The organism is Flammeovirga sp. MY04, from assembly GCF_001682195.2.
Lineage (GTDB): Bacteria > Bacteroidota > Bacteroidia > Cytophagales > Flammeovirgaceae > Flammeovirga > Flammeovirga yaeyamensis.
This window is the reverse complement of the sequence record NZ_CP003561.2, coordinates 1582042-1596453: the sequence shown is the minus strand read 5'-3', so window position 1 is coordinate 1596453 and position 14412 is coordinate 1582042. Positions and strand designations below refer to the sequence as shown.

Annotated in this window: 7 protein-coding genes; 6 read left to right on the top strand and 1 reads right to left on the bottom strand. The window is 36.1% G+C overall.

The window, feature by feature from the left end; translation table 11 throughout:
- Positions 1–3 precede the first annotated feature (3 nt).
- Positions 4–3165: a SusC/RagA family TonB-linked outer membrane protein gene (locus MY04_RS25865; RefSeq protein ID WP_066215790.1), complete on the bottom strand. Its 3162-nt coding sequence runs from the start codon at positions 3163–3165 to the stop codon at positions 4–6.
- Positions 3166–3629: 464 nt separating this feature from the next.
- Between MY04_RS25865 and MY04_RS25860 the strand changes: the two genes are divergently transcribed.
- The 6 genes from MY04_RS25860 to MY04_RS25835 all read left to right on the top strand — a co-directional run bounded on the left by MY04_RS25860 (position 3630) and on the right by MY04_RS25835 (position 14359).
- On the top strand, positions 3630–6011 hold the full coding sequence (locus tag MY04_RS25860) for a glycoside hydrolase family 3 N-terminal domain-containing protein (protein WP_066215787.1): 2382 nt from the start codon (positions 3630–3632) through the stop codon (positions 6009–6011).
- Positions 6012–6112: 101 nt separating this feature from the next.
- Positions 6113–7039 carry an alpha/beta hydrolase gene (locus MY04_RS25855; protein WP_066215785.1) on the top strand — a complete coding sequence of 309 codons (927 nt, stop codon included), beginning with the start codon at positions 6113–6115 and terminating at the stop codon, positions 7037–7039.
- A complete protein-coding gene (locus tag MY04_RS25850; RefSeq protein WP_066215782.1) occupies positions 7039–8436 on the top strand; it encodes a sulfatase in 1398 nt (465 codons plus the stop codon). Before MY04_RS25855 ends, MY04_RS25850 begins: the two co-directional genes overlap by 1 nt.
- A gap of 15 nt (positions 8437–8451) precedes the next feature.
- Complete coding sequence (locus MY04_RS25845; protein ID WP_066215780.1) at positions 8452–9870, top strand: sulfatase; 1419 nt, start codon at positions 8452–8454, stop codon at positions 9868–9870.
- Complete coding sequence (locus MY04_RS25840) at positions 9870–11291, top strand: sulfatase (protein WP_066215778.1); 1422 nt, start codon at positions 9870–9872, stop codon at positions 11289–11291. Before MY04_RS25845 ends, MY04_RS25840 begins: the two co-directional genes overlap by 1 nt.
- A gap of 398 nt (positions 11292–11689) precedes the next feature.
- On the top strand, positions 11690–14359 hold the full coding sequence (locus tag MY04_RS25835) for a T9SS type A sorting domain-containing protein (RefSeq protein WP_066215776.1): 2670 nt from the start codon (positions 11690–11692) through the stop codon (positions 14357–14359).
- Positions 14360–14412 lie beyond the last annotated feature (53 nt).

The window sequence follows — 14412 nt, the reverse complement described above, 5'->3', positions numbered from 1 at the left end:
GAATTAGAAGGTAATGTTGGCACCAAGTGTAAATGATCTCGCATTAGGGAATGAGTTCCAATCAACATTCATGATTGTACCATCACCCATGAAAGTGGTCAACTCAGGATCGTAACCAGAGTAGTTCGTGATCGTAAATAAGTTTCTTGCAGCGAAGAAAATATTTAGACGTTCAACGCTTCTAGAACTAATCGGCACATCATAACCTACTGTTAAGTTGGCCAATCTTAAATAGTCACCTCTTTCGATAATTCTATCAGTAAATAATGTAGCATCAGGATGATCTAAACGAGGAGCTGTAGCATTTGTGCTACCTTCTCTCCAAGCATTATAATAAGCATCCGGACGAACGTTTTTATTACTTTGAGCGGCATCGCTTTCGATCAATAAGTTACCGTTAGCGATCTCTTGACCAATTGCTCCAGTAAATAAGGCACTCACTGTAAGGTTTTTGTAAGATACTTTAGTATTGAAACCAAATGTAAACCAAGGGTTAGGGTTACCGATAATAGTTAAGTCATCATTGTCGATGTTACCATCGCCATTTTGATCTACGAAACGGATATCACCTGCTGAAGGTGTCTGACCATTTACTTTAGTACCATTTGCGGCCTCTTCAGCTGTTTGATAAATACCGTCTGTTTTATACCCCCAGAACATACCAACTTGTTGTCCTACCATAAAGATATTTGAAGGTTGTTTAAAGTAAGTACCAGATGATACGTTATTTCCTAGGTAATAAGAAGCCATTTGTTGTTCTCCGTTGATGTATACTGGAGCTTCAGGAATACCTAAATCCAACACGTTTGTTCTTACCACTGAGATATTACCACCAAGTGTGATGTTCCAATCTTTCTTCGCATATGCCACTGTTTCTAACATAAAGTCAATACCTTTATTTTCGATAGAACCTCTGTTAGTTAGGTAACTTTGGAAACCTGTAGAAGGAGGTAATTGTATGGCTTGAAGAAGGTCGTCTGTTCTTTTGTGGAATACGTCTACTGAACCGTAGATTTTACCTTGAAGGAAACCGAAGTCAAGACCAACGTTAGCTTGAGTAGTTGTTTCCCATCTTAAAAACTCATTACCTAAGTTATTAGGGCCTGCACCAATAATTTGATTATTATTTGCATCAGTATAATAAACCACACCAAAGTTGGTCATTGTTTGGTAAGGGTTAATGGCTTGATTACCAGTTAAACCCCAAGATGCTCTTAGTTTCAGGTTGGATACTGCTTCAGAAGTATTCAAGAAGCTTTCTTCTGAGATATGCCATGCAGCTGCTGCAGAAGGGAAGTAGCCAAATTGATTTTCGGCTCTAAATTTAGAAGAACCGTCTGCTCTCATTGTAGCTGTTACTGTATATCTATTATCATAAGTATAAGTGAAACGACCTAAACCTGATAATAAAAATTCTTCACTTTGCATCGAAGTATAAGGGCGAACAATTGTCTGACCTAACTGTGGAGCTCTAGCTCTTAAGTTATGCACTGGGAAGTTTTCAGATTCTGAATTCGATTGAGTAGTCACAACACCATCAACAATAAAACCAACCACAGCGTCTATTCTATGTTTCTTATTGATCTTTTTGTTGAACATCAATAAGTTATCGATTACATAACCTGTTCTGTCTAAACCAGCAATACCTAAAGCACCATTTGTTTGAGAACCTTTTTGTGTTTCTCTACCATACCAAATGGATCTTTGTTTTGTACGGTAGTTCGTATTTGCTCTTAATTGATATTTAAAACTCTTACTGATAGAGTAAGTAGCGTTAAATGCAGCAAATAATTTTAATTCATTTGATAAATCCTCATAGTCTTGCAAGAAAGCTACAGGAGATCCTAAACCAATATCAGATACATCGTCTTCTTGACCATAAATAGGTTGGAAGTTGATGGCTGATTTTGTGAATGAACGGCTACTACCACCTTTCGAACCACCTTGAGCAAACTGACCTTGAGAATAGAACATCGACATACGTGTATCGATCTTTAATTTATCTGTAACGTTAGTTTGGAAGTTCAAACGTAAATCACCTGTCTTCATGTTTGAGTTCTGAACGATACCATTCAAATCGTTAAAACTACCAGAGATATAAAATTTTGATTTATCCGTACCACCCGATGCTGAAAGTTGTGCTGTAGTACTCACACCTGGCTGATAAATTTCATCTTGCCAGTTGACTTGTACCAATGCTTCAGGATTTACTGTACCGTTAGCATTGATATTATAGATTTGTCCATTATCAATATGATATTGTGGAATAAAACCTTTTCTAAATCTTACTTCGTTGGTCATTTGAGCGTAATCAACAGCATTTAAAACATCAATCTTTTTAGAGATTGTAGCCATTTCTGTTGATACATAAGCATTAATTTTCGTCTTACCTTTTGCACCCTGCTTTGTAGTAATCAAAACCACACCATTTGCACCTCTTGAACCATAAATGGCAGTAGCAGAGGCATCTTTAAGCACTTCGATAGAGGCAATGTCTCTTGGGTTAATACCCGCAAGACCATTTTGTACACCTTGGTCTTCATTACCATCAGAGAAAGCGTTGTTGGTATCCTCACCTGCTGAACTAATCACCATACCATCGACGATGTAAAGTGGTTCGTTGTTACCTCTTAAAGAGTTGACACCACGAATCTTTACACTCACACCACCACCAGGCTGACCACTGTTTGTAGTTACTTGTACACCAGCCATACGACCTTGAAGTACTTCATCTACATTAGTGTATTGTCTTGTGATATCTTCATTCTCTTTTAACTGACTTACAGAACCCGTCATGTCTGAAGCATTTTGGCTACCATAACCTACCACAACGATTTCGTCTAGCATTTCCAAATCTTCCTTTAAAGTGATTTGAAGGTCGTTGTTTGTAATATCAGTTGGATGTACTTCAACTCTTTTTGTTTTCATACCAATGTATGAAAAGACCAAAGTAACATCACCTTGTAATTTCAATTTGAATTTACCCATGAAGTCGGTTTTTGCACCAACTTTTGTATCTCGATTGTAAACGTTTACACCGGGAAGCGTAATGCCGGATTCGTCGACAACTACACCTTCTACGGTATATTCTTCACCACTTTGAGCATAAAGAGAACTGCTAAAAAAAAGTAGTGATAATAATAAGAGTATTCTACACTTCATCATACTATTGTTGTTGATTCAGTTTTGTGGTTTTACCCACGTTGTTGGTTTAAATTTTCATTTAGTCCTAGCTGTAATTAAATTTAGCGCGTCAGTAGTCCAGCTAGTGAAATGTGTCGAACAATTATAATTATTTACAATCATTCATCAAGGTAGTGTTTTTTCATATTTTTTTTGTTTAACGTCTTTAAAAAATTCTTAACAGATAAATTTGACTTATGTCATGCACAAATGTATAAAGTGTACTTTGGACAATAGTTGTAAGAATTGTTCTAGCAGGTTTGAAAAACGTTCAAAGGTGAAGAATCGATCAAAAACCCCTTCAGAGTACTAAAAAACGCAATGTTTGAATTTTGTTCGCTTTGTTACTTGAACAATTATTCAGACTTATAGAATCATTTATCCACTGTTTTTATAAGGGTATTGGTGACATTTGTGAATGTAAATTTTAATTTTTTATAAGCGACATGAGAACGTTAATCAATGGAATTATTGCTTTACTAGTAGCCGTAGGAATTATCGGCTGTGAAACTAAAGCTAACAACGACCAACCTATTTATAAGAACCCTGCAGCTGCAGTTAATGATAGAGTGGCAGACCTAATGTCTAGAATGACATTAGAAGAAAAAGTAGCTCAAATGGCTCAATACGTTGGACCAGAGCACATGAAGCAAGCAGAGAAAGATTTATCTCCTGAAGAACTTCACAACAATGATGCATTAGGATTCTACCCTGGTTTACATCATACAGACATCGAACAGATGGCGAAAGAAGGTAAAGTAGGATCTTTCCTTCACGTAATTTCTGGAGAAGAAGCAAACTACTTACAAGAATTAGCACAACAATCAAGATTAGGGATTCCTTTATTAATTGGTATTGATGCCATCCACGGTAATGGTTTGAACTATGGAGCTACAATTTATCCAACGCCAATTGGTTTGGCCTCTACTTGGGACGAAACATTGTCTTACCGTATGGGTGTTGAAACTGCTAAAGAAATGAGAGCAACAGGTTCGCATTGGGCATTTACACCAAACATCGACATCGCTAGAGATGCTCGTTGGGGTAGAGTAGGTGAAACTTTTGGTGAAGACCCTTACTTAGTAGGTAACATGGGTGTGGAAATGATCAAAGGTTTCCAACAAGACGATTTCACAGGTAATGAAAAAGTAATTGCTTGTGCAAAACACCTTATCGGTGGTGGTGAACCAATGAACGGTACAAACGCTTCTCCATTGGATATTTCAATGAGAACAATCAGAGAAGTTCACTTACCTCCATACAGAAGAGCAGTCCAAGAAGCAGATGTATTTTCTATTATGACTGCCCACAACGAAGTGAATGGTATTCCATGTCACAACAGTAAAGAATTAATGACTGATATTGTTAGAAACGAATATGGATTTAACGGATTCTACGTATCAGATTGGATGGATATCGAAAGAATCCACTCGTTACATCATCAAACAGAAACAATGGATGAGGCCTTTAGACAGTCTGTAAATAACGGTATGGATATGCACATGCATGGTCCTAAGTTTACTGAATCTATTGTAGAAGGTGTAAAATCAGGTATTGTTCCTCAAGAAAGAGTAGACGAAGCTTGTTCAAAAATCTTAGAAGTAAAATTCAGATTGGGTCTTTTCGAAAATCCGTTTACGGATGAAAAGAAAGCAAAAGAGATTGTTTTCAACCAAGAGCATCAAGCAACTGCGTTAGAAATCGCTAGAAAGTCAATTGTACTTTTGAAAAACGATGGTATTCTTCCATTAAAGAAAAATGCACATAAGAAAATTTTCTTAACAGGGCCTAACGCGAACAATGAAACAATCCTTGGTGATTGGCATTGGTTACAACCTGCAGACAGAATCATTACTGTAAAAGAAGGTTTAGAAGCGGTAGCTAAAGAAAAAGGTTTTGCATTGGATTACTACAACTCTGGGGAGGTGATTGGTAAAACAACTGACAAAGCAATTAAAGAAGCAGCAGCAAGAGCAGCAAAATCTGATTTAGCTGTAGTTGTAGTTGGTGAGAACTCTTTAAGATATAAGTGGTCTGAAAAAACTTGTGGTGAAAATACAGATAGAGCACACATCAACCTTCCTGGTCGTCAGTTAGAATTAATTAAAGCAATTAAGAAAACAGGTACTCCTGTCATTGCAGTATTGGTGAACGGTCGTCCAATCGGTGAAGAGTGGTTAGAAAACAACATGAACGGTATTTTAGAAACTTGGGAGCCAGGTTCATTTGGTGGCCAAGCAATCACAGAAATCTTATTCGGTGATGTGAATCCTTCAGCTAAATTACCAGTAACAGTACCAAGAACAGCGGGTCAAATCAAGTTGTATTACAACCACAAGCCTTCGCACTACTTCCACAAATACAAGTTTACAAACAAGAATCCTTTGTATGCTTTTGGATTTGGATTGTCTTATACAAAATTCAAAACGTCTAATGTAGCGATTAACAAAACATCAATTAAAGGCGACGGTACATTTACTGTAACTGCAGATGTTCAAAACATTGGTAAAGTGGAGGGTGAAGAAATCGTTCAAGTGTATATCAGAGATGATTACTCTTCGGTAACTCGTCCAGTAAAAGAATTGAAAGCATATGCTAAAGTGACGTTGAAAGCAGGTGAGAAAAAATCGGTATCATTTGATTTAACAACACAAGATTTAGCGTTCTTCAACCAATCTATGGATTGGGTAGTTGAAAAAGGTACTTTTACAATTATGGTAGGTTCTTCATCAATGGATAAGGATTTAACGAAATTATCTTTAGAAGTATCTGAAACTAAGAAATTGGATTTAAATAATTACAAGCCAAACTATCCAGCGGCAATGTAATTTGAATCACTCATGTATATAAAAAATTAAGGAAATGATGGAGGGCGAACTCCACGCTCTCCATCACTCTTAATAATTGTTCATATTAAACTATCATTTCAATGAAATTGAATTTATTACTAGCGATATTCACTCTATGTTTTAGCCATTTGATTTTTGGTCAAGGAATACAACCCGACGAAAAAATCACTTACAAAACAGTGAATGATGTCAACTTAGAGTTGCACATTTTCAAACCAACAAAACAAGCTAAATCTAAAGGAGCAATTATCTTCTTTCATGGCGGAGGATGGAACCAAGGAAGCCCATCTGCATTTTACCGTCAAGCAAAACACTTTGCTGAAAGAGGTTTAGTAGTTATCTGTCCAACTTACAGACTTAGAAAAATTAATGGTACAACTGTCGTAGAAGCAGTAGAAGATGCACAATCTGCGGTAGCCTATGTACGAGAAAATGCCAAGAAATTTGGAATTAAGCCAAATAAAATTGCTATCGGTGGTGGATCTGCCGGAGGGCATTTAGCGGCATCAACAGCATTTATTCCATCATTAAACAAGGGAGTGAAGGAAGAAGAATATGCACCCAACCTTTTGGTTCTTTTCAACCCTGTAATCGATGCAAGTAAAGAAGGGTATGCACATCGCTTAGTAGATCAAGAAGTGAAAGCTGCAGGATTTAAAAGTTGGGAGGCATTTAGTCCAAGACAAAATATAAATAAGAATTTCCCTGCTACACTTATCGAAGTAGGAGATACAGATAAAGTTTTACCAGAAAATGTTGCTCGTAATTATCAAGAAATCTGCGAGAAAAATGGAGTAGAATGTAAGTTAGATGTTTACAAAGGAGCTGAACATTCATTCTTCAACATCGGATATGGTAAGAAGCAAGGCTATAAAAAAGGAATCATCAATAGATGGTATTTCGAAGCACTTCAGGAAGCGGATAACTTTTTAGTGGATCACAAATATTTGGAGGGTAATGTAACTATTGATATTCCAGAAGAGGCGATTTATCCTATCAGAAAATAATGAAAAGCGTACTTTACATATCATTCTTATTGATGTTCACTCAAATAACATTCGCACAAAAAAATGTGGTGGTGTTTGTAGTAGACGATTTGGGATATTTTGATATTGCCGCTCATGGATCAGCATTCTATGAAACACCCAATATTGATGCCTTAGCAAAAGAAGGAATCGATTTTACCAATGCCTATGTTTCACATCCTAGATGTGTACCCTCAAGATATGGTTTGCAAACGGGGAAATATCCTGCAAGAGCGGGTGTTCCAGGAGCACACGGTAAAGACGAATGTAATATCGAAGCTTCTGAAATTACTATAGGGCAAGCATTCAAAAACAATGGTTATACCACAGCTTTTGTAGGCAAATGGCACTTAGGAAATACAGAGGAAGCATGGCCTCAAAACCGAGGATACGATGTGAATATTGCCGGATGCAGTGCCGGTGCACCTAAGTCTTATTTTTATCCTTTTAATGTTCCACAAAACCCCAAAAGATCTGGAAACCATAGAAAAATTGAAGGTTTAGACGAAGGAGTAAAGGGAGAATATTTAACCGATCGTTTAACTGACGAAACCGTAAAATTCTTAGATCAAGATCATAAAAGTCCTTTCTTTTTGATGTTGAACCATTATGGAGTGCATACTCCATTAGAAGCTAAGGCTGATTTGGTAAAAAAATACCAAAAGAAATTAGAAGGTATGTCTTTCGAAGGCCCAGCGTTTTTGATGAAAGATGGAGAAACCAAACAATATCAAAATGATGCTGTGTACGCAGCTATGATAGAATCGGTAGATCAGTCTTTGGGTAGAGTGGTGCAGTCGTTAAAATCAAATGGTTTGTATGAAAACACAATTATTGTATTTACATCAGATCATGGAGGATTGTCTAATAGAGGTGTGGGTAACAAACGTAAAATTGCGACATCAAACTTACCTTTAAGAGCAGGTAAAGGACATAATTATGAAGGGGGAACGAAAGTACCTTTCATTTTAGCCGGAAACCTTGGAGAGGTAAATGTCAACAAAGATCAGTTAACAACAAATACAGATATTTATCCTACTTTATTAGATTTATGTGAGTTACCTTTGGTGCCTCATCAACATGTAGATGGAATAAGTATTAAATTAGCAATACAAAAGAGTAAAACCATAAACCGACAAGTATTTTGGCACTCTCCAATGGCAAGACCAAAATCTACTGGAGATACGAATTGCACGGTGGTAAGGGAAGGAAACATGAAGTTGTTTCACTTTTATGATGAGCAACGCTATGAGATGTACAATCTCAAAAACGATCCTTACGAGACCAATAATATATTTGATCCAAAAAATAAAAACTCTAAAAAATTGATGAAAGCAATACAATCTTGGCAGAAAGAAGTAAATGCAGTCATCCTTTAAATTAAATTGATAAAAATGAAAAACTTAAAACTTATCTTTTTAGTACTTCTTCTTTCTGTGGGAACACTATCGGCCCAAAACAAGAAGAATGTGATTATCTTTTTAGTAGATGATTTGGGATATTTTGATATCTCTCATCATGATTCGGATTTCTACGAGACGCCTAACATTGATAAATTAGCACAAGATGGTGTGGATTTTACCAACGCTTATGTGGCTCACCCAAGATGTTTGCCATCAAGATATGCTTTGCAGACAGGTCGTTACCCTGCAAGAGCCGGTATTCCTGCAAAAAATGAAAATACAATTAAAGGCAAAAAATTCTACGATAACGAAAAAACCATCGGACAAGCTTTTAAAGAACAAGGGTACCATACTTTCTTTACAGGTAAATGGCACATAGGTCATGAAGAAGACGAGTGGCCTCATAACAAAGGATACGATATCAATATTGCTGGCGGTGCAGCAGGTGCTCCAAATTCTTATTTCTTCCCATACAATACACCTAAGAATCCTAAGAAAGTCAATAAAAAAGGGCACGGTAAAATCTTAGGTTTGGACGAAGGTGAAGAAGGGGAGTATTTAACGGATCGTTTGACAGATGAGACATTAAAGTTTATCAATATGGATCATGAGGGCAAACCATTCTTTGCAGTATTGTCTCACTATGGTGTGCATACGCCTTTTGAAGCAAAACAAGATGATGTTAAAAAGTATAGAAAGAAAGCAAAAGGGATGACTTTTGAAGGTCCTGAGTATACTGAGAAAGATGGTTGGACAAAGATGCACCAAAACAACCCAACGTATGCTGCCATGGTACAATCGGTAGACGAAAGTTTAGGTCGTCTTGTCAAAGAATTGAAGGATAAAGGAATGTATGACAATACAATTATTGTTTTCACTTCTGATCATGGTGGATTATCAAACAGAGGAAATGGAAACAATAGAGAATTAGCGACTTCAAACCTTCCTTTAAGAGCAGGTAAAGGTCACTCTTTCGAAGGTGGAACAAAAGTTCCTTTGATTTTTGCAGGTGCACCTATCACTAAACATAAAGTGATTGATCAGGTAACAACAAATACTGATTTATACCCTACTTTATTAGAGTTGTGTGATTTGAAAACTTTCCCTACTGAACACCTAGACGGTAAGAGTATCAAAAACAATATTGTTAAAGGTAAAACGGAAGATAGATTGTTATTCTGGCATTCATCAAGAGCTAGATTAAAAAGTACAGGCGATAATTACTGTACAGTAGTTAGAGATGGAGATTTAAAAATGTTCCACTTCTACAAAGAAGATGTATACGAAGTATATGATCTTAAGAATGATCAATCAGAATCAAATAACATCTATGATGCAGAAAATAAGAAACACAAAGAGTTGAAAAAATCGATCAACCTTTGGAGAAAAGAAGTTAAAGCCGCTCTCTAATGAAAAAACTATTAAAATCTATTGTAGCAGGAATGCTATTCGTTCCTGCTACAGTATTCGCTCAAGATAAACCGAATATTTTATTTATTACGGTAGACGATTTACGTCCCGAATTGGGTGCCTATGGTAATGAAACCATTAAAACACCTAACATTGATCAATTAAGCGAACATGCTACAACGTTTAACAATGCTTTTTGCCAAGTACCTGTTTGTGGTGCTTCTAGAGCATCCATGCATACTGGCGTTCGACCTACATTTACACGTTTTGTAGATGCAGGAGCAAAGATTGATAAAGACATGCCCAATGCGGTAACAATGGGTCAGCATTTTAAAGAAAATGGATATTATACATTTTCAGCAGGTAAAGTGATTCATGGTAAAACAGATGCCAGTAAACGATCTTGGTCGGAATATCACCCAGCTGAAAATATGTTCGAGTATCATAATCCGGAATTGGTAGCTGATAACGAAAATCCAACAGCACCTTATAAAAAATCACTTCCTTATGAGATGGTCGAGAATTGTAAGGATACCGATTTCTTAGACGGTAGAACCATTGAGTTAGCAAAAGACCGTTTAAAGAAATTTAAAAAGATGGATCAGCCATTTTTTATGGCAGTGGGTTTAGCTAGACCTCACCTTCCTTTTGTAGCGCCAAAACGTTTTTGGGATAAGTACAAAGAAGATGAGATCGAGATGGCTAAAAATCCATTTTTACCAGAAGGAATTCCAGCCGTTGCAAAAACGAGTTACGGAGAATTAAGAGCCTACAGAACAGTTCCTAGAAAAGGGGATATTGATGCTGAAATGGCTAAGAAATTAAAGCACGGTTATTATGCTTCAGTAAGTTTCTCAGATTACCTTTTAGGAGAATTAATTGATGAACTGAAAAAACAAGGTCTGTACGACAACACTATTATTGTCCTTTGGGGCGACCACGGTTGGCAATTAGGAGAGCATACATTCTGGGCAAAGCACACAGCATTTGATATTGCCATTAGAGTCCCATTTATTATTAAACCTCATTCTGGTAAGAATGCACAATCTGGAGCAACAGAAGGTTTTGCAGAAATGGTCGATGTTTTCCCAACTCTTTGTGATTTAGCCGGGTTAGAACAGCCAGAGCAATTGCAAGGTCAGTCATTAGTTCCCACGTTAATGAATGGAGATGTTTCTGTAAAAGAATACACTTTAAGCCGTTGGAAACAAGGTGATACAGTAAGAACAAAAGGGTTTAGATATACATTATTTAGAAACAAAGCCGGTAAAGAACTGGCAGAGATGATGTATGACTTGACAAAAGATCCTCAAGAGAATAAAAATATAGTAAATGATCCTGATTATGCCGATCAGGTCAAGAAGCACAGGGCGTTATTGAAAACTGCTCTGGCCCATTATCAATTGGATCATGCCAGATAGTTAGTAATAGAAAATTATAGTTTAGATGGTAAACCACTCGCCTTTTAGGTGGGTGGTTTTTTTATGATGTTTTCATATTAAACATGAGTGTATATGTATATAAGTTAGAACGCAATCATTAATGAAACGAAGTTTTATGTTAAGGAGAAAACCGTTAGATATATCAAGAGATATTTTTCTACGTCTTTATTTATTTTTTAACTGATAATTGACTCAAAATCAACTTTAATTTACAAATACAGACATTTTACAACTTGTTATATCGAAGGTAGAACATTTATTCATCCCTCTTGAACGGAAATTAAACATGTATTTTTTACGGTTATGTGACCTTTGAAATGATTATTTAAGCAAAACACATAACTCTAAAATTTTTTACAAAATTCAATCATCACAGTATGAAAAAATTAATTACTTCACTATTGTTATTATTGTCGTCAAATGCTCTCTTGGCGAACGATAACCTGATAAAAAATCCAGGGTTCGAAGACCCTATTGGAAATGAATGGGAGGTGACCATCAATAATTCGGTAGATCAAGATAACCTACCGACTTGGCAAGTGATCACTCACAAAGAAAATGGAACGAATGCTTTTGAAATTAGTATTCCCCAATCAGCCATTAATGAGGGATTATCGGTCTCAAACATTCAGTTAAAAGATGGAGGTTATACTAATCTTCCAGAAACACTTGCTGAAGAAACGGAATATGTTTTATCAGCAGATATCTACGGTGGAGATGGCGATAAAATCAGGTATTTATTAAGATGGGACAATGGGGCAGAGAATGCCATTGCATCAGAAGACTTATTTATATCGACAAATACACAAAATTATGCTGCTCGTTTAAAAATGCCAGTAGGTGCCACAAAGTTTAGTGTATTCGTTCAAGTAGGTGGAAATATTGGAAGTATAGTGATCGATAATGTATCATTAGTTCAAGTAGAAAGTAAAACAGATGAAGAATTAGCACAAGAAGCAGCTGATAATTTAGGAATCACATTTAATGCTATTGATCCAACAGATGGAAATGGTATAATGTATTCCATTGCTGATCTACCTTCTGAAGGTTTAAATGAAACAGTGGTTACATGGGAATCGTCTAATGAGTCGGTGATATCAACTACTGGTAAAGTAGTAAGAGGTGAACAAACGGAGAACATTACTTTAAAAGCATCAGTAACTAAAAATACCACGACTGTAACTAAAGACTTTTCAATTACAGTACTTCCTTTAACAATAAGCGATAACTGGATTGTATTGAATAACGATTTTTCGGCAGGTACTCAACATTGGGATACGAATTTTAATTCTTCTTTTGTGCAAGCAGAAGATTTTGATTTTATGACGACGACCCATAAGGAAAATGGGACTACAGCCGTAAGTTTAAATATTACAAATGGAGGTACTTCATTACCAAATTTAGCAGTAAGAAGTCAAATATTTCCTTTCAATACTTTAACTACAGAAAAGAAGTATTTTAAAATGGAAGCTGATGTTTATGGATCTACAGATATGAATATCCGTTTTCAGTTCCAAGGCAAAGATGAAAATGAAGCGAATGTAAATACAAACTCAACCAGCTTTTCGATTAACGAAACACCAGTTAGAATAACAGATGTTGTAGAAATGCAAAGCGGCTTGTCTGCGTTTAGATTATTGATTCAGGCGGGAAATAATATTGGAGAATTAGTCATTGATAATACGTCAGTAGCAGAAGTGGAAGCAGGTGAAGCAGATGTGTTCTTTTCTAAAAATAATTTAGCACTTCAGTTAGCTGATGGTGATCAAGAATACAATGTGAATCAAAGCTTCCCACTTCAATCATCTGATGATACTTATGGAACAATAATCACTTGGTCAGTTCCAGAAAATGATGCCTTGATCATTAACGAAGGGATGGCAGAAGTACAAAAGATTGTAAGTAATACAGAAGTGGTACTTACTGCCACTATTCAAAAAGGGATATACTCGGAGACGAAATCTTTTAATTTAAGAATCAAATCAAATCCTGAAGCACAATTGGAAGAAGTAGTGAATGAATTAGCTATTGAATTTGCTGAAGGAGATGAAGCTACAATGGTTTCACAGAATGTTGGATTGGCCACTACTGGAAAATACACTTCTACAATCGTTTGGGCGTCAGAACATGCTCAAATTACAGATAATGGAGAAGTGACAATTACTACTCAAGAAGTAGAAGGGGATCTTACAGCAACGGTATTTATTGGAGAACTTTCGGCAACTAAAACTTTCACTTTAACCACAGTGATGAATGATGAAGGGAAATTAGCAAAAGCAAAAGAAAACCTTTTGATTGGTTTTGTGGATGGAGATAACGCCAACTCGGTATCAAGTAATGTTGTTCTTGATAATGAGGGATTATATGAAACTCAAATTCAGTGGATATCAAATCACTCCAATATCACAAATGATGGCACTGTAACAATAACAAAACAAGCTGTAACAGGAAACATTACTGCCAAAATTACTTTAGGCGATCTAGAAGATACAAAGGAATTTACTTTAACTACTGTAGGTGATGAAGAGGCTCAATTACAAGAAGCAGTAAATGCTTTAGAAATTGAATTCCAAGAAGGTGATAATGCAATGAGTGTCACTCAAGATCTTGGATTAACTCTAAATGGTTTACATAACACAACAGTAGTTTGGTCTTCTTCGAATAAGGATGTGATTTCTAACGATGGTGTAGTAAATCAACAAGCAGAAGATATGCAAGTAACACTAACAGCTACATTGAGTCTAGAAAATGCAACAGCTACCACAAAACAATTTGATGTTGTCGTCTTAAAAGTAGAACAACCTACTTCTGCAGGAGATAACAATATCGTTTCCAGAATTTATCCTAACCCAACTACAGATAAATTACATGTAGTAAGTTCAAAGGGAATAAAGGAATTAAAGATTTTTGATTTGATGGGTCGTGAAGTATTATCTGTTAATCAGTTTTCGAACACATACAACATGGTAATTGATGTATCGAAATTGATGAAAGGGCAGTACATTTTAAGAGCCGGAAATCAATCAATTAAGTTCATCAAAAAGTAATGATGATGAATAAATAAAATGAAATAGGAGACCACAGTAGGATTATTATTTTG

Excerpts from the sequence above, each read along its gene's own strand:
- MY04_RS25855 (WP_066215785.1), top strand. The coding sequence starts at position 6,113 with ATGAAATTGAATTTATTACTAGCGATATTCACTCTATGTTTTAGCCAT.
- MY04_RS25860 (WP_066215787.1), top strand. The coding sequence starts at position 3,630 with ATGAGAACGTTAATCAATGGAATTATTGCTTTACTAGTAGCCGTAGGA.
- MY04_RS25845 (WP_066215780.1), top strand. The coding sequence starts at position 8,452 with ATGAAAAACTTAAAACTTATCTTTTTAGTACTTCTTCTTTCTGTGGGA.
- MY04_RS25835 (WP_066215776.1), top strand. The coding sequence starts at position 11,690 with ATGAAAAAATTAATTACTTCACTATTGTTATTATTGTCGTCAAATGCT.
- MY04_RS25865 (WP_066215790.1), bottom strand. The coding sequence starts at position 3,165 with ATGATGAAGTGTAGAATACTCTTATTATTATCACTACTTTTTTTTAGC.
- MY04_RS25850 (WP_066215782.1), top strand. The coding sequence starts at position 7,039 with ATGAAAAGCGTACTTTACATATCATTCTTATTGATGTTCACTCAAATA.
- MY04_RS25840 (WP_066215778.1), top strand. The coding sequence starts at position 9,870 with ATGAAAAAACTATTAAAATCTATTGTAGCAGGAATGCTATTCGTTCCT.